This window comes from Aromatoleum anaerobium, assembly GCF_012910705.2.
GTDB lineage: Bacteria > Pseudomonadota > Gammaproteobacteria > Burkholderiales > Rhodocyclaceae > Aromatoleum > Aromatoleum anaerobium.
In genome coordinates this window covers 275,584-295,069 of sequence record NZ_WTVG02000036.1, presented here as the reverse complement: position 1 = coordinate 295,069, position 19,486 = coordinate 275,584, and the positions used below count along the sequence as shown (strand labels likewise).

21 protein-coding genes and 1 tRNA gene are annotated in these 19,486 nt (G+C 63.1%); 18 read left to right on the top strand and 4 right to left on the bottom strand.

All coding sequences use genetic code 11. The annotated features are described in order from the left end of the window. The first annotated feature begins 36 nt into the window (after positions 1–36). From GO606_RS05900 to GO606_RS05885, 4 genes are read left to right on the top strand one after another with little or no spacing between them, the layout of a single operon-like run. Complete coding sequence (locus tag GO606_RS05900) at positions 37–228, top strand: hypothetical protein (protein WP_169117781.1); 192 nt, start codon at positions 37–39, stop codon at positions 226–228. Between the two features lie 41 nt (positions 229–269). After that, complete coding sequence (locus GO606_RS05895) at positions 270–683, top strand: DUF1318 domain-containing protein (protein WP_169117830.1); 414 nt, start codon at positions 270–272, stop codon at positions 681–683. Continuing rightward, complete coding sequence (locus GO606_RS05890) at positions 683–1,471, top strand: 3'-5' exonuclease (protein ID WP_211166554.1); 789 nt, start codon at positions 683–685, stop codon at positions 1,469–1,471. Before GO606_RS05895 ends, GO606_RS05890 begins: the two co-directional genes overlap by 1 nt. A gap of 19 nt (positions 1,472–1,490) precedes the next feature. After that, a complete protein-coding gene (locus GO606_RS05885; protein ID WP_169117783.1) occupies positions 1,491–1,733 on the top strand; it encodes a GlsB/YeaQ/YmgE family stress response membrane protein in 243 nt (80 codons plus the stop codon). Between the two features lie 80 nt (positions 1,734–1,813). On the opposite strand, the gene GO606_RS05880 is transcribed toward GO606_RS05885, so the two are convergent. Together GO606_RS05880 and cobA are read right to left on the bottom strand one after the other, a co-directional pair. Continuing rightward, entirely contained in the window at positions 1,814–3,547 is a 1,734-nt protein-coding gene (locus GO606_RS05880; RefSeq protein WP_169117784.1) for a nitrite reductase, read from the bottom strand. A gap of 66 nt (positions 3,548–3,613) precedes the next feature. After that, a complete protein-coding gene (gene cobA / locus GO606_RS05875; protein WP_169117785.1) occupies positions 3,614–4,444 on the bottom strand; it encodes a uroporphyrinogen-III C-methyltransferase in 831 nt (276 codons plus the stop codon). A gap of 238 nt (positions 4,445–4,682) precedes the next feature. On the opposite strand from cobA, the gene GO606_RS05870 reads away from it, so the two are divergent. The 11 genes from GO606_RS05870 to GO606_RS05820 all read left to right on the top strand — a co-directional run bounded on the left by GO606_RS05870 (position 4,683) and on the right by GO606_RS05820 (position 15,326). Next, a complete protein-coding gene (locus GO606_RS05870) occupies positions 4,683–5,054 on the top strand; it encodes a c-type cytochrome (protein ID WP_425532189.1) in 372 nt (123 codons plus the stop codon). 47 nt (positions 5,055–5,101) lie between these two features. Further along, positions 5,102–6,295, top strand: coding sequence for a cytochrome D1 domain-containing protein (locus GO606_RS05865; RefSeq protein WP_169117786.1), 1,194 nt, complete (start codon positions 5,102–5,104; stop codon positions 6,293–6,295). A 27-nt stretch (positions 6,296–6,322) separates the two neighbouring features. Then, entirely contained in the window at positions 6,323–7,360 is a 1,038-nt protein-coding gene (gene ahbB / locus GO606_RS05860) for a siroheme decarboxylase subunit beta (RefSeq protein WP_169117787.1), read from the top strand. After that, positions 7,357–7,836: an Lrp/AsnC family transcriptional regulator gene (locus GO606_RS05855; RefSeq protein ID WP_169117788.1), complete on the top strand. Its 480-nt coding sequence runs from the start codon at positions 7,357–7,359 to the stop codon at positions 7,834–7,836. The genes ahbB (GO606_RS05860) and GO606_RS05855 overlap by 4 nt, the downstream gene beginning before the upstream one ends. Then, positions 7,836–8,420, top strand: coding sequence for a siroheme decarboxylase subunit beta (ahbB, locus tag GO606_RS05850; RefSeq protein WP_169117789.1), 585 nt, complete (start codon positions 7,836–7,838; stop codon positions 8,418–8,420). The genes GO606_RS05855 and ahbB (GO606_RS05850) overlap by 1 nt, the downstream gene beginning before the upstream one ends. A gap of 266 nt (positions 8,421–8,686) precedes the next feature. Beyond that, the gene (locus tag GO606_RS05845) at positions 8,687–10,351 is read left to right on the top strand and encodes a nitrite reductase (RefSeq protein WP_211166556.1); all 1,665 of its coding nucleotides are present in this window, start codon (positions 8,687–8,689) and stop codon (positions 10,349–10,351) included. A 113-nt stretch (positions 10,352–10,464) separates the two neighbouring features. Continuing rightward, positions 10,465–11,028, top strand: coding sequence for a NapC/NirT family cytochrome c (locus tag GO606_RS05840; RefSeq protein ID WP_169117791.1), 564 nt, complete (start codon positions 10,465–10,467; stop codon positions 11,026–11,028). A 46-nt stretch (positions 11,029–11,074) separates the two neighbouring features. Further along, entirely contained in the window at positions 11,075–11,953 is an 879-nt protein-coding gene (locus GO606_RS05835) for an ethylbenzene dehydrogenase-related protein (protein ID WP_169117792.1), read from the top strand. 46 nt (positions 11,954–11,999) lie between these two features. Continuing rightward, entirely contained in the window at positions 12,000–12,317 is a 318-nt protein-coding gene (locus GO606_RS05830) for a plastocyanin/azurin family copper-binding protein (RefSeq protein WP_169117832.1), read from the top strand. 181 nt (positions 12,318–12,498) lie between these two features. Continuing rightward, positions 12,499–13,704 carry a heme d1 biosynthesis radical SAM protein NirJ gene (gene nirJ / locus GO606_RS05825; RefSeq protein ID WP_169117793.1) on the top strand — a complete coding sequence of 402 codons (1,206 nt, stop codon included), beginning with the start codon at positions 12,499–12,501 and terminating at the stop codon, positions 13,702–13,704. A 17-nt stretch (positions 13,705–13,721) separates the two neighbouring features. Then, positions 13,722–15,326: a nitrite reductase gene (locus GO606_RS05820; RefSeq protein WP_169117794.1), complete on the top strand. Its 1,605-nt coding sequence runs from the start codon at positions 13,722–13,724 to the stop codon at positions 15,324–15,326. Between the two features lie 32 nt (positions 15,327–15,358). On the opposite strand, the gene msrB is transcribed toward GO606_RS05820, so the two are convergent. Beyond that, the gene (gene msrB, locus GO606_RS05815) at positions 15,359–15,850 is read right to left on the bottom strand and encodes a peptide-methionine (R)-S-oxide reductase MsrB (RefSeq protein WP_169117795.1); all 492 of its coding nucleotides are present in this window, start codon (positions 15,848–15,850) and stop codon (positions 15,359–15,361) included. After that, positions 15,847–16,506, bottom strand: a complete 660-nt coding sequence (gene msrA / locus GO606_RS05810) for a peptide-methionine (S)-S-oxide reductase MsrA (RefSeq protein WP_169117796.1) — start codon at positions 16,504–16,506, stop codon at positions 15,847–15,849. The genes msrB and msrA overlap by 4 nt, the downstream gene beginning before the upstream one ends. Before the next feature lie 222 nt (positions 16,507–16,728). On the opposite strand from msrA, the gene GO606_RS05805 reads away from it, so the two are divergent. The 3 genes from GO606_RS05805 (at position 16,729) to infC (ending at position 19,427) form a co-directional block, all read left to right on the top strand. Beyond that, positions 16,729–16,805: transfer RNA gene (locus GO606_RS05805), tRNA-Val, on the top strand. Positions 16,806–16,959: 154 nt separating this feature from the next. Beyond that, the gene (gene thrS / locus GO606_RS05800; protein WP_169117797.1) at positions 16,960–18,876 is read left to right on the top strand and encodes a threonine--tRNA ligase; all 1,917 of its coding nucleotides are present in this window, start codon (positions 16,960–16,962) and stop codon (positions 18,874–18,876) included. Positions 18,877–18,905: 29 nt separating this feature from the next. Further along, on the top strand, positions 18,906–19,427 hold the full coding sequence (gene infC, locus GO606_RS05795; protein ID WP_011236316.1) for a translation initiation factor IF-3: 522 nt from the start codon (positions 18,906–18,908) through the stop codon (positions 19,425–19,427). Positions 19,428–19,486 lie beyond the last annotated feature (59 nt).

The window sequence follows — 19,486 nt, the reverse complement described above, 5'->3', positions numbered from 1 at the left end:
TTCGCGGCTTCGCCGCGGGCAGGAACAGGAGGCCGGATGTCCGCATTCCCCAGAGTCGCTGTGCTCGGTGCCGTGATGGCGACCGCCAGCGCCTGCGTGACGATCAATATCTATTTTCCCGCTGCGGCCGCGGAAAAAGCCGCCGATCGCATCATCGAGGACGTCTGGCAGCTGGGCGAAGGCGAGACGCCGACGATCCGGCCGCAGCCGGACGGTGAGGCGAAATGAATGCGATGACGAATGCGATGACGAATGCGATGACGAATGCGATGACCAAATTTCGCGGCTGGATCGCCGTGTTGCTGCTCGGCTTTGCCGGACTGGTGCTCGCGCAGGGGAACATCGAAATCGACACGCCGGCGATCGCGGCGCTCAAGCAGTCGATGCAGCAGCGTCATGCGAAGCTCGCGCCGTTGTATGCGTCGGGCGCCGTCGGGCTGGCGGCCGACGGCAATGTCGCCCTGCGCGATGCCTCCGGCGTCCCGTTGGCGCAGCGGGGCCAGGCGAATGCACTGGTCGCCGCTGAAAACGCCGATCGCGCGGCTCTCTACCGCGAGATTGCGCGCGCCAATGGTCATCCCGAATGGGAGGCGGATGTGCGCGCCACGTTCGCGCGGCGCTGGATCGACCGCGCCCAGCCGGGCTGGTGGATCCAGCGCGATGGCAACTGGGTGCGCAAGTGATGCCGGTCCTCGTCTTCGATATCGAGACCATCCCGGATGTCGAAGGCATCCGCGTGCTCAACGATCTGCCCGACGATCTCGACGACTACGAAGTCGCCGAGTTTGCTTTCCAGCAGCGGCGCGCGGCCAATGGCAGCGACTTCCTGCAGCATCACCTGCAGCGCGTCGTGACGATTTCGTGCGTGCTGCGGGACGCCTCCCAGTTCCGGGTGTTCTCGCTGTCCGCACCGGAGTGCACGGAAGGCGAGATCATCCAGCGCTTCTACGACGGCATCGAACGCTTCACGCCGCAGATCGTGTCGTGGAACGGCGGCGGTTTCGATCTGCCGGTGCTGCATTACCGCGGCCTGAAACACGGCGTGTCGGCGCCGCGGTACTGGGACCAGGGCGAAGGGGATTACCAGGATTCGCGCGATTTCAAGTGGAACAATTACATCGGCCGCTATCACAGCCGGCACCTCGACCTGATGGACCTGCTCGCGCTGTACCAGCCGCGCGCGAACGCACCGCTCGACGAGATGGCGAAGCTGATGGGTTTTCCCGGCAAGCTCGGCATGGACGGTTCCGCGGTGTGGTCCGCGTGGCAGGACGGGCGCGCCGCGGAAATCCGCGATTACTGCGAAACCGATGTCGTCAACACTTACCTGGTGTACCTGGGTTTTCAGCGCATGCGCGGTCAGCTCGATGCGGCGTCGCACGCCGCCGAACTCGCAGTCGTGCGCGAAGCGCTTGCGCGCATCGACGCGCCGCACTGGAAGCAGTTCCTTGCCGCCTGGCCCGAAGTCTGAACATCACGGAAATACGCTAATGTCGATCATCGGGACCATCATCATCGGCTTCATCGTCGGACTCCTTGCACGCCTGCTGCATCCTGGCAAGGATGGCCTCGGGATCATCATGACGACGCTGCTTGGCGTCGCGGGGGCGATGCTTGCGACGTACGGCGGGCAGTTCTTCGGCCTGTACCGGCCGGGGGAGCCCGCCGGTTTCATCGGCGCGGTCGTCGGCGCAATCATCATTCTGTTCATCGTCAGGCGCCTGCGCAAATGATCGGCGCGGAGAGCTGAAAAACGGCCAGCGTGAAGCTGGCCGTTTGTGTTTCACGCTCGGTGGCGCCCGCTGCCGCGCAATCAGTACACGTCGTGCTGAGTGTTATAGATGTTGAAGTGCCCGGTCGGTGTGATCAGCTTCGGATCCTTGATCACGGTCTTCAGTTCGAGCGTCCTGTCGTCGACGACGACGAGCGCGGACTCCTTGTCTTTCGCCGACCACACCGAGAACCACACTTCGTTGCCGTCCTTGTTGTACTCCGGCTGCACGACCCGCTTCGCGCCGTCGTCCTTCAGCTCGGCCCATTCGGCAATCGGCAGCACCTTCGAACCGGCCTGCAGGTTCGTGAGGTCGTATACCGCGACCGTCTGGCTGACTTTCGCATCCGGATGAAGCGGGTTGTCGACGTACAAATGTTTCGACTTCGGATGCGTCTTGATGAACAGCGACCCTCCGCCCTGGCTCTTCAGCGTGTCGACCATCTTCCACGCGTACTGTCTGTGGTTCTTCGGATCGGTACCAATCAGCGCGATCGTGTCGTCGCCCAGGTGGCCCGTCGCCCATACCGGGCCGTACTTCGGATGCGTGAAGTTTGCGCCGCGTCCCGGGTGCGGGATCTTGCCGACGTCGATGAGCCCCGCGAGTTTGCCGTCCTTCGCATCGATCGCCGCGACCTTGTTCGACTGGTTCGCGGCGACCATGAAGTAGCGCTTCGACGCGTCCCAGCCCCCGTCGTGCAGGTAGGGGGCCGAACCGATCTCGGTTGTCTTCAGGTTCTGGAGGTCGGAGTAGTCGACCATCAGCGTCTTGCCGGTTTCCTTGACGTTGACGACGAACTCCGGCTTGAAGTGCGATGCGACGATCGCGGCGACGCGCGGCTCGGGGTGGTATTCCTGCGTATCGACGGTGAGGCCGCGGGTCGAGACGATCTTCTGCGGCTCGAGCGTGTCGCCGTTCATGATGACGAACTGCGGCGGCCAGTACGCACCGGCGATCGCGTATTTATCCTCGTAGCCCTTGTACTTCGAGGTGTCGACCGAGCGGGCCTCGAGGCCGATGCGGATCTCGGCGACGTTGTCCGGCTTCTCCATCCACAGGTCGATCATATTGATCTTCGCATCCCGTCCGATCACGAACAGGTAACGGCCTGAGGCCGAGATGCGGGAGATGTGCACGGCGTAGCCGGTCTTGACGATATTGATGATCTTCTTCGTGTCGCCGTCGATCAGCGCGATCTCGCCGGTGTCGCGCAGCGTCGTCGAGAAGATGTTCGAGATGTTGTAGTCGTTCATCTTCTTCTTCGGCCGCTGCTCGGGCGGGACGATGACTTTCCACGTCTCCTTCATTTGCGCCAGGCCGAACTCGGGCGGTTGCGGAGGCGACTGCTGGATGTAGCGCGCCATCAGGTCGACTTCTTCGTCGGTCAGTTCGCCCGATGTGCCCCAGTTCGGCATGCCGGCGGGCGAACCGTACTTGATGAAGACCTTGAGGTATTCGCTGCCCTTGCCGAGCGTTATGTCGGGCGTCAGTGGCTTGCCGGTCGCCCCCTTGCGCAGCACGCCGTGGCAGCCGGCGCAGCGCTGGAAGTAGATGTTCTGGGCTTTCGCGAATTCGGCCTTGGTGATCTTCGGCGCGTCGGGATTGATGTCCTGGTACATCTCGACATCGGCCAGCGGAGAACCGCCGGCCTGGTACTTCGCCTCCGCCTCGCCGACATGCTCCTCGGTGTTCGCCTGGGCGAACACCTGCGACATTGCGAGCGGCAGGCTCGCCAGCAGGAAGACGCCGCTGATCCGATTCCTCTTGATACCCATCGTCGATCTCCTTCAGGGATGAACTGGTGGCGCAACGACTCTGCCGGGTACTGGTTGTCGAGGAACTCAACCCGTCAGCGCGAGCTCTTCGACTGACGTTCCATTCCCAAGCAGGGCATGCAGCGACACCACCGACCCGATCACGATCAACGCCGGAGACTTGAGCTGTGCCCGTTTCACGGTCGCCGAGAGCTGGTCGAGCCGGTCGGTCACGGTGACTTGCCTGTTTGTGGTGCCTGCATGGACAACCGCCGCCGGCGTGTCGCCCGGAAGCCCGTGCACCACCAGCTGGCGGCAGATGATGTCGAGCGCCCCAAGCCCCATGTAGATGACGACTGTCTGGTGCGGCCGGACCAGCGCGGGCCAGTCGAGATTGACTGTGTCGTCCTTGAGATGCCCGGTCGTGAAGATCACCGAGCGGGCGTGGTCGCGATGCGTCAGGGGTATGCCCGTACAAGCGGATACGCCGCATGCCGCGGTGATCCCGGGTACGACTTCGCATTCGATTCCGGATTCGAGCAGCTCTTCCATCTCTTCGCCGCCGCGGCCGAACATGAACGGATCGCCCCCTTTCAACCGCACGACTTCCAGCCCGCTGCGGGCGAGATCGACCAGGAGGCCGTTGATTCGGTCCTGCGGCAATGAATGGTATCCCGCCTCTTTGCCTGCATAGATCATCCTTGCCGCCGGATTGGCCAAGTTGAGGATTCCCTCGCCGACAAGGTGATCATAGACGACCGCCTGCGCCTTCGACAGCAGGCGTGCCGCTTTCAGCGTGAGAAGCTCTGCATCGCCGGGGCCCGCCCCGACCAGGTACACCTTGCCGGGCCGTCTGCCTGCTGCAGGGGCATCGGGACTGTCTCCCGAAGGATCGAAGCCGCCGATATGCTTGCTCATGAATGGCTCTCCGCGTGTGCCGCGAATCTGTGCTTCGCGGCGGTTCGAATGGCGCGAACAGGAGGTTCGGGCGCCGCCACTTTATCCCTACTTGCCGTCCGGGAAATTAACCGATATCAAGGAGGCCCGGGCTATGTCGGTACGATACTCGGGCCGTAGCTGAGCGGATCCAGGTCGGCGTCCCGCCTCCCGTCCGTGATGGCCAATCTTTCCAGTGCGGACTGACGAGGACCCGAGCGTGTTCTGTCGAAGCATCCTGATCGCGGCTTTCCTTCCGGCGCTGGTTTTCCCGGTTCACGCCCAGAACACTGCGCCCGACGACACGCGGCAGCGCGAGCTGGTGCATATGGTTCGCCAGGACTGCGGATCGTGTCACGGCCTGACCTTGCAGGGCGGCCTCGGCCCGGCCCTCACCCCGGCGGCGCTGCGCGGCAAGCCTCCGGAGGGGCTGGTGGCGACGATTGTCCATGGTCGGCCCGGCACGCCGATGCCGCCGTTTCGCGGCCTCCTCGATGAATCGGAGGCTGCATGGGTCGTGGAACGGCTCGTCGAAGGCTTCCCTGCGGATGGCGGCCCGGCGTCCGCCCAACAGACGGCGGGCGTGCGGTGATGACATCTTCGCCGGCTTGCACATCGGCACCCGAAAAAGAGAGACGCATGATTCCCGGAAGCAAAGTGAAGCGTGCAGTATTGACAGTCTCGATGCTCCTGCTGTCGGCGTGCGCGTCCCAACAGCCGGTTGCCTTGCGTGGCACCGGCGACCTCGGCGTCGTCGTCGAGCGCGCGACCGGACAGTTGCAGGTCATTGAAACCACGCATCGTCGGGCGCTGGCGCAGGTTTCCGGCCTCGGCGATCTGTCCCACGCGTCGGTCGTGTTTTCGCGCGACAGTCGTTACGCCTACGTGTTCGGTCGCGACGGCGGGCTGACGAAGGTCGATCTCCTCACCGCGACGATCGCGAACCGAGTGGTACAGGCTGGCAACGCGATCGGCGGCGGGATTTCCCAGGACGGCCGCATCCTCGTCGCACAGAACTACGAACCGGGCGGAATCAAGGCCTTCGACGCCGACACGCTCGAACTGCTCGCCGATGTGCCGGCCACTTACGGCCCGGATGGCAAGCGCTCGAAAGTCGTCGGGCTGGCCGATCTGCCGGGCAACCGTTTCGTCTATTCGCTGTTCGACGCCAACGAAATCCGCGTCACCGACCTGTCCGATCCGCGGCATCCGAAGACCGAACGTTACCCGTCCGGCAAGCAACCGTACGATGCGCTGGTGACGCCCGACGGGCGCTACTACATCGCCGGGCTGTTCGGCGAGGACGGTCTGTCGATGCTCGACCTGTGGCATCCCGAATTGGGCGTGCGCACGATCCTGCCGGGCTACGGCCGGGGCGAGCAGGCGTTGCCGGTGTACAAGATGCCGCACCTGCGCGGCTGGGCCGTTGCCGCGGGACGCGCATATCTGCCGACGATCGGCCGTCACGAAGTCCTGGTCGTCGAGCTCGGCAGTTGGAAGGAGATCGCGCGGATTCCGGTCAAGAGCCAGCCGGTGTTCGTGATGGCGAGGCCCGACGGCCGCGAAGTGTGGGTCAATTTTGCCTTCCCCGACAACGGCTGGGTCCAGGTGATCGATACGGTCGGAAACGCAATCGTCGATACGCTGCAGCCCGGCCGCGCGATTCTCCACATGGAATTCGCGCCGAAAGGCGAGGAGGTTTGGGTGTCTGCGCGCGACGACAACAAGGTTGTGATCTACGGCACCGCGAAGCGCGACAAGCGCGCCGAGCTTCCCGCCGCCAGCCCGAGCGGCATTTTCTTCACCAGCCGCGCCTTCCGGACAGGGTTCTAGGACATGGCCTGCACGAGCGCCACGCAGATGTGCACCACGACAAGGGTCGGGCGCGAAGCGGTTCATCAGCCCGAGGCGGCCACGTTTCGCCTGCTGAACGACTACCAGCGCGGGTTTCCGCTTGTTTCCGAACCGTTCGCCACGATCGGGGCGGAATGCGGATTGAGCGAGCCGACTGTTCTCGCCGCGCTGCAGGACTGGCTGGGCTGCGGCGTCGTCAGCCGGGTGGGAGCGGTATTCGCGCCGCGGCGCGTCGGCGCCAGCGCGTTGGCGGCGCTTGCAGCACCTGCATCCCGGCTCGAGTCGATCGCTGCCCGCGTCAGCGCGGTGCCGGAAGTGAATCACAACTACCAGCGCGAACATTCGCTCAACCTGTGGTTCGTCATCACGGCTGCGTCGGGGGAGCGATTGCGGCAGATCGTCGCGGGAATCGAGCGGGACACCGGCTGCAGGGTCGTCGTGCTGCCCCTCGAGGAGGAATTCCACATCGATCTCGGCTTCGATCTCGGCGGTGCCGTGCGCGGCGCTGCCAACGTTGCGACGGGCGATTTGCCGGCCCTCGGCGAGACGGCCTGTGCGCTGCCCGGCATCGAGCGCCGGTTGATGGTCGCTTTGCAGTCCGGACTGCCGTTGCTGCCGCGGCCGTTCGACGCGCTCGGGCGCAGCGTCGGGCTCAGCGAAGCGATGGTCATCGAGCTGATCGCTTCCTGGCTCGAAAACGGCCTGATCAAGCGTTTCGGGATCGTCGTGCGCCACCATGAGCTCGGCTTTTGCGCGAACGCGATGTGCGTGTGGGATGTCCCCGACGACCAGGTGAGCGAACTGGGTCGCGGTCTCGCAGCCGAGCCTGCGGTGACGCTTTGCTACCGGCGCAGCCGCGTCCTGCCGGACTGGCCGTACAACCTGTTCTGCATGATCCATGGCAAATCGCGCCAAGCGGTGCTCGAGGTGCGCGAAGCCATCGCTGCGCGCCACCACATGAATCACTGGCCCGGCGCAGTGCTGTTCAGCACCCGGCGCTTCAAGCAGCAGGGCGCGCGTTATCTGGCGGACGGTGACGCATGAACCGGGCGACAGCGAAGGGGCGGGCGCCGGTGCTCGACGAGACCGACCGGGCGCTGATCAACATGCTGCAAGGGGATTTTCCGCTGCTACGCAACCCGTTTGCCGACGTCGCCGTCCGGCTCGGAATCGAGCAGGAGGAGGTCATCGACCGGCTGCAGCGCCTGCTCGATCAGCGTGTACTGACCCGGTTCGGTCCGATGTTCCAGATCGAACGGATCGGCGGCGCGTTCTGCCTCGCGGCGATCGGCGTGCCTGAAGCCGATTTCGAGCGCGTCGCGGCCGAAGTGAATGCCTTTGCCGAAGTGGCGCACAACTACCGTCGCGACCACGCCCTCAACATGTGGTTCGTTCTGGCGACCGAAGCCCCGCAGGGCATCGCCGCGACGGCAAGACAGATCGAAATCGCGACCGGGCTGCCGGTATTCCTGTTTCCGAAGGAACGGGAGTACTTCGTCGAAATGAAACTGGAGGCGTGATGGCAGCGCACCGGGAAAATCCGGCCTCGCAGGACGCGAGCAACGTTAGTGCCACGCCCGGCGTCAGCTGCGATGAGGCGATCGAGCGACGCATCATCGTCGCGACCCAGGGCGGGCTGCCGCTGGTCCCCGAGCCGTGGGACGAAGTGGCCCGGGAAGTCGGCCTCCCGGTCGATGAACTGTTTTGCCGCATCCGCGTCATGCTCGAGCGCGGCGTCATCCGTCGCATCGGTGTGGTGCCGAACCATTATGCGATCGGCTACACCGCGAACGGCATGAGCGTGTGGGATGTCGCGGACGAGTGTGTCGATGCTGTCGGCGAGTTCATCGGCGCCCTCGATGCCGTCACCCACTGCTATCGACGTCCGCGCCGTCTGCCGGACTGGCCGTACAACCTGTTCGCAATGGTTCATGGGCGCAGTCATGACGAGGTGCGGCAGCAAATCAGCGACATCGCAGACCGCATCGCGGCTCGCTTTCCCGGCGCCTGCCGCAGCCGCGAGGTGTTGTTCTCGTCGGCAATCCTGAAGAAAACGGGACTGCGGATCGGTGGCGCAGCCGGAAATGTACAGCAGCGCGAGTGAGTTTCCCCTTGCGGGCAGGAGCTTCCTGCGCGGCCCGGGAAAAACCGTGATGTTTCGCCTCGGAGGGCGGCTCCGAATATTGCAAATTGCTTATGCGTTTTACGTTGTGATAAGAAATTGTTATGTCAAGCAATTTTATCCACAGAGGGGATAGGGAAATTTAACGCATATCAAGGATCGCCCGCGGTTATCAGATCGATACTGGCTGCATTGTTGTTTCACATCCCGAGCTGCTTAAGGAGAAAGACGTGCAAAACAAGAGTTGGATGGGCAAGGCGTTCGCACTGGCGCTGCTGCCGCTGGCAGTAAGCACGGTTTGGGCGCAATCCGCCCCCGAATTGACCCAGGAGGAAAAGGACAAGGCGAAGCAGATCTACTTCGAGCGCTGCGCCGGCTGCCACGGCGTGCTGCGCAAGGGCGCGACCGGCAAGAACCTCGAGCCGCACTGGGCGAAGACCGCGGCCGACGGCACGAAGACCGAAGGCGGCACGCTCAGGCTCGGCACGGAGCGTCTGGAGAAGATCATCGCCTACGGCACTGAAGGCGGGATGGTGAACTACGACGACATCCTGACGAAGGAAGAGATCAACCTGATGGCGCGCTACATCCAGAACACGCCGGATGTGCCGCCCGAGTTCTCGCTGAAGGACATGAAGGACAGCTGGAAGCTGATCGTTCCGGTTGCCGAGCGTCCGAAGAAGCAGATGAACAACATCAATCTGAAGAACGTCTTCGCGGTTACGCTGCGCGATGCCGGCAAACTCGCCCTCATCGACGGCGACACGCACAAGATCTGGAAGGTGCTCGATACCGGCTATGCGGTGCATATCTCGAGGCTGTCGGCATCCGGGCGCTACGTCTATACGGTCGGTCGCGACGGCCTGACGACGATCATCGACATGTGGTACGAGGAGCCGAAGACGGTTGCCACGGTGCGCCTCGGCTCCGATGCGCGTTCGGTCGATACGTCGAAGTTCAAGGGCTATGAGGACAAGTACCTGATCGGCGGTACGTACTGGCCGCCCCAGTACTCGATCATGGACGGCGAGACGCTCGAGCCGATCAAGGTCGTCTCGACACGTGGCCAGACGGTCGACGGCGAGTACCACCCGGAGCCGCGCGTCGCGTCGATCGTCGCCTCGCACATCAAGCCGGAGTGGGTGGTGAACGTCAAGGAAACGGGCCAGATCATGCTCGTCGACTACACCGACATCAAGAACCTGAAGACCACGACGATCGAGTCCGCGAAGTTCCTGCACGACGGGGGCTGGGATGCGTCCAAGCGCTACTTCATGGTCGCGGCGAACGCGTCGAACAAGGTCGCCGCGGTCGATACGAAGACCGGCAAGCTCGCAGCGCTCATCGACACGGCGAAGATTCCGCACCCGGGTCGTGGCGCGAACTTCGTGCATCCGCAGTTCGGTCCGGTATGGACGACCGGCCACCTCGGGGCCGACGTGATTTCGGTGATTTCGACCGCGTCCGACGAAGCCAAGTATGCCAAGCACAAGGGCCAGAACTGGAAGGTCGTGCAGGAACTGAAGATGCCGGGCGCAGGCAACCTGTTTGTCAAGACGCATCCGAAGTCGACGCACCTGTGGGCCGATGCGCCGATGAACCCGGAACGCGAGGTCGCCGAGTCGGTTTATGTCTTTGACATGGGCGATCTGTCGAAGGCGCCAACGCGCCTGGACGTCGCGAAGGATTCCGGATTGCCCGAAAGCAAGGCGATTCGCCGCGCGACCCATCCGGAGTACAACGAAGCGGGCAACGAAGTGTGGATCTCGCTGTGGGGCGGCAAGACGAATCAGTCGGCCATCGTCGTCTATGACGACAAGACGCTCAAGCTGAAGAAAGTCATCACCGATCCGTCGATCGTCACGCCGACCGGGAAGTTCAACGTCTTCAATACGATGCACGACGTTTATTGATCGCCTCGTCGATCGTGAGCTGACACCCCCCGGGCCGCGGCGCGGGGGGGACGAGGGTGATTTCCATGACAGATCGAGACAGCAACTCCAAACAAGATACTTCCAGCGGCTTCATGGCCCGTCTTCGCCGCCCGAGCGTGAAGTACTCGCTCGGCGGCCTGTTGGTCGTGGGATTTTTCGTCGGCATATTCTTCTGGGGCGGTTTCAATACTGTGCTCGAAGCGACCAACACCGAAAAGTTCTGCATCTCGTGCCACGAGATGAATGACAACGTGTACGTGGAATACAAGGAAACGATCCACTACACGAACCGTACGGGCGTGCGCGCGACGTGCCCGGATTGCCACGTGCCGAAGGACTGGACGCACAAGATGATCCGCAAGGTGCAGGCGTCCAAGGAGGTGTGGGGCAAGCTTACGGGGAGCATCGATACGCGCGAGAAGTTCCAGGCGAAGCGTCTGGAGCTGGCGAGGAACGAGTGGAAGAGGATGAAGGCGTCCGATTCCCGCGAATGCCGCAACTGCCACAGCCTCGACAGCATGAATACCGAGTTCCAGAAACAGCGTGCGCGCAAGCAGCACGAGATGGCACGCGAAGACAGCATGACCTGCATCGACTGCCACAAGGGCATCGCGCATCACAAACCCGAAGGCATGACCGAGGAAGATGACCTGTGAGGGCAGGCAGCCGCGAATTTCGAGCATCCACCGAGAGGAACCGAAAATGAGAAAGACGTTGATCGCGAGTGCGATGACCGCTCTCCTGACGCTGGGCGCGGGGAGCGCACTTGCTGCGGCACCGGCCGACTGGAGCAAGATTCCCGCGAAGGACATCACACTGCTCTATCCCGGCGTGTCGCCGGTCGAATGGATCACGAAGGGAACCGAGCACGGCGGCGCGCGGGCGCTCAAGAAGGGCGAGCGCTGCGCCGACTGCCACGATGAAGAAGCCAAGGACATGGGCGCGAAGATCGTGAGCGGGCAGAAGATCGAACCCAGTCCGATCGCCGGCAAGGCGCCGGCGATCCCCGTCAAGGTGCAGGCGGCACACGACGGCGAGAACCTTTATTTGCGCTTCACGTGGGCGCAACCGAAGGCATCGGGCGCGCCGAAGATGGACGACAAGAACCCGGTGAAGGTTGCGTTCATGCTCGAATCCGGCGGCAAGGTCGAACTCGCGGACCAAGCCGGTTGCTGGGCAACCTGTCACGCGGATTCGCGCACGATGCCGGGCGCAGCCGATACCAAGACGAAGTACGTCAAGGGCGGCTCGCTGGCCGAAGGCAAGTTCTACGATCTGATCCAGTGGCGCAGTGGGGAGAAGAAGGGCTTCGACGGGCACGTTGCTGACAAGCGCGTGATGGAAGGCGGCAAAGGGCTCGTCAAAGCCGATGGCAAGCTCGAGGGCAATAACTGGTCCGTCGTGTTTACGCGCAAGCTGTCAGGCGGGGGCGAGGGTGACGTAAACCTCGAGCCCGGCAAGGTCTATAACTTCGGTTTCGCGATCCACGACGACAACGCGGCCGGACGCTTCCACCACGTATCGCTCGGCCACAAGCTCGGTATCGATGCGAAGGCCGACATTACCGCTGCCAAGCAGTAACTTCGCTACCCCTCCATCTGCCGCAGGAGTGACAATCGTGCGTGCGATGTTCCAGGCCACCCTCGCGGGTGGCCTCTTGGTACTGGGTCTTTCCGCGCCCCTGCAGGCAGCCGACGTGATCGTGGAAATCTCGGACTACCGCTTCAAGCCGGCCGAAGTGCGAATCAGGCCGGGTGACACGGTCACTTGGCTGAACCGCGAGAAGCGGACCAGCCATTCGGTGCTGCTGGAGGGGACGGGCGAAGAGTCCGAGCGGTTCTTCCCGGACGAGAAATGGTCGCGCGCCTTTCCGCAGGCAGGACGTTTCGAGTATCACTGCGGTCCCCATCCCGAAATGAAGGGCGTCGTCATCGTCGGGGATTGATCCGGGGAATCTGCTCCGCCACGTGACGACGTGCGGGGTGGCCATTGCGGCCGAAGCAGTTTTCGCATATTGCTGTCCTCCTCGCCCGCGCGACTGCGTTCCGGTCCGCTATGCCCTTGACCGCGGTCATTTCCCTGTATGTTGCAGTCCGCTGTAATGGCTGGACTCAGGAGAGCCCGTCATGTTTCGTATCTCGAACTTCATCCGCGAACTCGATCATCCCACGCCTGCCGGGCCGCACCGCAACCCCCCCGGACCAGTGGTGATCTGGAACCTGATCCGGCGCTGCAACCTCACCTGCAAGCATTGCTACTCGATCTCGGCCGACACCGACTTTCCCGGCGAGTTGTCGACCGGGGAAGTGTTCCGGGTGATGGACGATCTCAAGGCATTCCGCGTGCCGGTTCTGATCCTCTCGGGCGGGGAGCCGCTGCTGCGCCCGGACATCTTCGAGATCGGCCGCCACGCGAAAAAAATGGGCTTCTATGTCGGCCTGTCGAGCAACGGCACGCTGATCGACGAATCCAACATCGACCGGATCGACGAGATCGGCTTCGATTACGTTGGCGTGAGCCTTGACGGCATCGGCGGCACGCACGACAGGTTCCGCCGTCTCGAGGGTGCCTTCGATGCCTCGATGCGCGGCATCCGGCTGTGTGCGGCCCGCGGCATCAAGGTCGGCGTGCGCTACACGATGACCGAGGACAACGCCGCCGATCTGCCCGCACTGCTGCGCCTCGTCGAGGACGAGGGCATCGACAAGTTCTACTTCTCGCACCTGAACTACGCCGGCCGCGGCAACAAGCACCGCGGCGACGATGCGCACCACCGCACGACGCGCGAGGCAATGGACCTGCTGTTCGATACCTGCCTGGATCTGCATCGGCGCGGCATCGACAAGGAATTCGTCACCGGCAACAACGATGCCGACGGCGTTTACATGTACCACTGGGTGGCGCGCCGGTTCCCCGAGCGGGCCGAGCATATCCGTGCAAAGCTGCTGCAGTGGGGCGGCAATGCGAGCGGCGTCAACGTCGCGAACATCGACAACCTTGGTGTCGTGCATCCCGACACGATGTGGTGGCATGTGCCTCTCGGCAATGTGCGCGAGCGGCCGTTCTCCGAGATCTGGAGCGACCTGTCGAATCCGCTGATGGCGGGCCTCAAGCGCCATCCCCGGCTCCTCGGCGGGCGCTGCGGCAAATGCAGGTTCCTCGCGGTGTGCAACGGCAGCTCGCGCGTGCGCGCGCAGCAGATCACAGGCGACCCGTGGGTCGAGGACCCGGCCTGTTACCTCAGCGACGAGGAGATCGGCGTGACGGCGGCCGACTACGGCAGCGAGCGGGTCAAGACCACTCCTTTCGTGCCCCGCCGCCGTCCTGCCTGACCCCACCGAGACACGCAATGAACTTTCTTCGCCCCCGGCTGGCGGCGCTCCGACCATCAGCCCGTCTTTTCGCTGCCCCCTTGCTGCTTGCGGCGGCCTTCGTCACTTTCAACCCGTCGGCGCGCGCTGCCGACAGCGACGCGCCGAGCCGTCATTACCAGCAATACTGCGCCTCCTGTCATGGCGCCGACCGCCTCGGCGGTAGCGGGCCGGCGCTGTTGCCGGAGAATCTCGTGCGCCTGCGCAAGGAAGAGGCCTTGGAGGTCATCCGCGATGGCCGCGCCGCGACCCAGATGGCGGCGTTCGGCGCCACGCTGAAAGCGGACGAGATCGCGGCGCTCGGGGCGTTGATCTACACGCCGGTCGTCCCGGCGCCGAAATGGAGCGAAGCCGACATCCGCGCGTCGCGCATCCAGCACGTCGACCCGACGACGCTGGCGGCAAAGCCGGTGTTCGATGCCGACCCGATGAACCTCTTCGTCGTCGTTGAAGGGGGCGACCACCACGTGTCGGTGCTCGACGGCGACAAGCTCGAACCGATTCACCGTTTTGCGTCGCGGCTTGCGCTGCATGGCGGGCCGAAGTTCACGAAGGACGGCCGGTTCGTGTTTTTCGGCTCGCGCGACGGCTGGGTGACGAAGTACGACCTGTGGAATCTCAAGGTCGTCGCCGAAGTCCGGGCCGGCATCAATACCCGCAACGTCGCCGTATCGCCGGACGGCCGGCACGTCGCGGTCGCGAACTATCTGCCGCATACGCTGGTGCTGCTCGACGGTGATCTCAATCTGCTGAAATCGATCGACGTCACCGACCGCGAAGGCAAGCGCAGCTCGCGCGTCTCCGCGGTTTATGAAGCGACGCCGCGCAATGCCTTCGTCGCCGCGCTGAAGGACGTGCCCGAGGTGTGGGAGATCAGCTACGACCCGGCGGCGGAGGAAATTCCGATCGGCCACGTCCACGACTACAAGCTGCGCGAAGGGGCGTTCGTTCGCGGCTACCTGAACCCGCGCCGTACCGAGCTCGCGCAGGTGCTCGACGACTTCTTCTTCACCCAGGACTACTCGACGGTGCTCGGCGCATCGCGCGAGGGCGTCGGCCAGGTCGTCAATCTCGACGTTCGCCGCAAGATCGCCGATCTGCCGCTCGACGGCATGCCGCATCTCGGTTCCGGCATCACTTGGGAGTGGCAGGGGCGACGGGTGATGGCGAGCACGAACCTCAAGGCGGCCGAAGTCACGGTGATCGATCTCCAGGACTGGAGTGTCGTTAAGCGCATCCCGACGCGCGGTCCGGGGTTCTTCTTGCGCAGTCACGAGAACAGTCGCTACGCTTTTGTCGATTCGATGATGAGCCGCGATGCGAAGAACATCCTCCAGGTCATCGACAAGCAGACGCTCGAGATCGTCAGGGAACTCAAAGCCGCTCCCGGCCAGACGCTCGCGCACGTCGAGTTCACGCGCGATGGCCGTTACGCGCTCGCGAGCCTGTGGGAAATGGACGGAGCGCTGGTTGTCTATGATGCGCAGACGCTCGAAGAGGTGAAGCGCCTCCCGATGAAGAAGCCGGTCGGCAAATACAACGTCTGGAACAAGACCATGCGCGAGGAAGGCACGAGTCACTGAAGCGCGCGCGGGGTTCCCGCGCGCCGCAGTCGCTAGCCGGCCGCCGGCACGAATTTCAGGGCGACCCCGTTGTTGCACCAGCGCTTGCCGGTCGGCGGCGGCCCGTCGTCGAACACATGGCCCTGGTGCCCCCCGCAGCGCGCGCAGTGATATTCGGTGCGCGGCAGGATCAGCTTGAAGTCCCGCTTGGTCTCGACATGGCCGGGAATCGTCGTGAAGAAACTCGGCCAGCCAGTGCCGCTGTCATATTTCATGTCCGACGTGAAGAGCGCGAGCTCGCAGCCGGCGCATACGTACTCACCCGCGCGCTTCTCATCGTTCAGCGGACTGCTGCCGGCGGGCTCGGTGCCGTCGCGACGCAACACCTCGAACTGCTCAGGTGTCAGCAGCTTGCGCCACTCGGCAGCGGAACGTTCGATTCTGCCGATGCCCGCATTCCGCACAGGACTCGCCGGTCCCGTGCCACGAACGAGGGGCGTGGCCGCCACGCCCAGCAGCCCGCCCAGAAATAGTCGCCGATTCATTCCTTCGTCTCCTTGTTGCCCGCCGCGCCCCACAGCGCTTCGAGGCGCTGGTCGCGCCCGCAGCCATGGCGGTAGAACTTGTAGCGCAGCGGATTTTTCTGGTAGTAGTCCTGGTGGTATTCCTCGGCTGGATAGAACTTCATCGCCGGAACGATTTCAGTGACAACCTGCTGGGCGAACGGTTTGTTCGCAATGAGCGCTGCGCGCGAGCGCTCTGCGGCGGCTCGTTGCTCATCGCCCTGATAGAAAATCTGCGCCCGGTACTGGCTGCCCCGATCGCAGAACTGTCCGCCGGGATCGGTGGGGTCGATATTGCGCCAGAACACGTCAAGCAGCTGTTCATAGCTGACTTTCGTCGGGTCGTACTCGATCTGCACCGCCTCGGCATGCCCCGTGCGTCCCGACGAGACCGCCTCGTAGCCGGGATTCGGCACGTGCCCGCCCGTGTAGCCGGAGGTTGTCGACACGACGCCGTCGAGCCGGTCGAACGGCGGTTCCATGCACCAGAAGCACCCACCAGCGAAGATCGCCGTGGCGGGCGATGACGCCGGAGCCGCATGTCCCGCGCCGGCCCCGGCCACTATCAGGGCAAGCCCTAGCAGGCACGCCAACCTGCCTGACAATCGTGAAACGAAACCACCGTCTTGCGTCGTCATCGAGGGACCTCCTGTTTCACCGCAATTGGACCGACAAGTGCGCGTTTCATTTCCACGTCGATGCGGCTTCTCGTTCCCGCTCCGGCCCGTGCCGCACGAAACCGGGTACATCGGGCAGTGAGGGGTTGGACGAAATCCTTGCGAAAGAGCCCATGTTGAAAAAAGTTTTGCGCGGACTGTTGCGTTGCATAGCGGGCGTACCTATAATGCGCAGCTCTTAGCAGGCGCGTAGCTCAGCTGGTTAGAGCACCACCTTGACATGGTGGGGGTCGTTGGTTCGAGTCCAATCGCGCCTACCAACATATGGAGTTGGGCAGTAATGTTCCGAACTACTACCGAAGCCGGAAACTGAAGATCGGGCTCCGCTGTAGTGCTCCAGGAAAAAAGTGCGGTTCGCCCGCACTTTTTTTTCGTCCACAATTCGCCGAAACATTTGTCCGAGGCCTCGAGATCATGCCGAATATCACGCTTCCCGACGGTTCTGTACGCAGCTTCGATCATCCCGTCACGGTATCCGAAGTCGCCTCATCGATCGGTGCAGGTCTGGCGAAAGCGGCGCTCGCCGGCAAAGTGGATGGACGGCTCGTCGACCTCTCGTATCGCATCGAGACCGACACGCCGCTCGCGATCGTCACCGAAAAAGGCGACGAAGGTCTCGATGTGATCCGTCATTCGACCGCGCACCTGCTTGCGCATGCGGTCAAGGAACTGTTTCCCGAAGCTCAGGTGACAATCGGCCCGGTGATCGAGAACGGCTTCTATTACGATTTCGCCTACAAGCGTCCGTTCACGCCGGAGGACCTCGAGAAGATCGAAAAGCGCATGGCCGAGCTTGCCCGGCGCGAGATTCCGGTCTCGCGCGAGGTCTGGCCGCGCGACAAGGCGGTCGAGTTCTTCAAGGCCCAGGGCGAGCACTACAAAGCCGAAATCATCGCCTCGATCCCGCAGGCCGAGGACGTGTCGCTGTATCGCCAGGGGGATTTCATCGATCTGTGTCGCGGGCCGCACGTTCCATCGACCGGCAAGCTCAAGGTCTTCAAGCTGACGAAGGTCGCGGGCGCCTATTGGCGCGGCGACTCGAAAAACGAGATGTTGCAGCGGATCTACGGCACCGCGTGGGCGAAGAAGGAGGATCTCGACAGCTACCTGCACATGCTCGAGGAGGCCGAAAAGCGCGATCACCGCAAGCTCGGCCGGCTGCTCGATCTCTTCCACATCCAGGAAGAGGCGCCGGGCATGGTGTTCTGGCACGCGAAGGGCTGGACCCTGTGGCAGCAGGTCGAGCAGTACATGCGCCACACGATTCTCGACAATGGCTACCAGGAAGTCAAAACGCCGCAGATTGTCGACCGCTCGCTGTGGGAAAAGTCCGGCCACTGGGACATGTACTCTGAGCTGATGTTCACGACGCAGTCGGAGAAGCGCGACTACGCGGTCAAGCCGATGAACTGCCCGTGCCACATCCAGATCTTCAACCAGGGGCTGAAGAGCTACCGCGACCTGCCGCTGCGCATGGCCGAGTTCGGCTCCTGCCACCGCAACGAGCCGTCGGGCGCGCTGCACGGCATCATGCGCGTCCGCAACTTCGTCCAGGACGACGCGCACATCTTCTGCGCTGACGATCAGGTGCAGGCCGAATCGGCGGCCTTCATCGCGCTGCTGCAGAAAGTCTATGCCGACTTCGGCTTTACCGAGATCCTGATCAAGCTGTCGACGCGTCCTGACAAGCGCGTCGGCACCGATGACCAATGGGACGCCGCCGAAGCCGCGCTCGCTGCCGCGCTCGATGTCCAGGGGCTGGCGTACGACCTGCAGCCGGGCGAGGGCGCTTTCTACGGGCCAAAGATCGAGTTCTCGCTGAAAGACTGTCTCAACCGCGTGTGGCAGTGCGGAACCCTGCAGCTCGACTTCAACCTTCCGGTGCGGCTGGGAGCCGAGTACGTCGCCGAGGACAACGCCAAGCACTATCCGGTAATGCTGCATCGCGCGATCCTCGGCTCGCTCGAGCGTTTCATCGGCATCCTGATCGAACACTACGCCGGGGCCCTGCCGTTATGGCTGGCTCCGGTCCACGCGGTCGTGCTGAACATTTCCGAAGGGCAGGCGGACTACGCAACTGAAGTCGCCAAGCGGCTGAAGCAGGCGGGTTTCCGGGTCGAGGCGGATTTGCGTAACGAAAAGATTAACTATAAAATCCGCGAACATAGCGTGCACAAGCTGCCTTACCAGATTGTCATCGGCGAAAAGGAAAAGGCAGCAGGAGTCGTCGCAGTGCGCGTGCGGGGAGGTCAGGATCTTGGCCAGATGCCCCTCGATACACTGATCGAGCGTTGGCAGCGCGAAATTGAGGCGCGGTCGGGCTCGATCTGATTTTTTTGGCATTCGTGGAGAATTGAACCATCGCTCAAGAAAAAAAGCAGCGCGTCAATGAAGAGATCAGCGCGCCTGAAGTCCGTCTGGTCGGCGAGGACGGCGAGCCGCTCGGCATTGTTTCGCTGAATGCAGCCCTGAATGCGGCCGAAGAGGCTGGTCTGGATCTGGTCGAGATTGCGCCGATGGCGCAACCCCCGGTGTGCCGGGTGATGGATTTCGGCAAGTTCAAATACCAGGAGCAAAAAAAGGCGCATGAAGCCCGGCTCAAGCAAAAGCAGGTACAGATCAAGGAAGTCAAACTCCGTCCGGCGACGGATGAGAACGACTACCAGATCAAGCTGCGGAACTTGAAGCGTTTTCTCGAAGAAGGTGACAAGTGCAAGGTCACCTTGCGCTTTCGCGGACGCGAGATGGCCCACCAGGAATTCGGGCTGCGACAGCTTGAGCGTGTGAAGGCGGATCTTGAAGAGATCGGACAGGTCGAGCAGATGCCCAAGATGGAAGGGCGTCAGATGATCATGGTGATCTCACCGAAGAAGAACCGCTGATCCGCGATACAGAATTTGTCTCCTGCTCTCCGGCGGGAGGCAACTGCCGGCAGAGGATC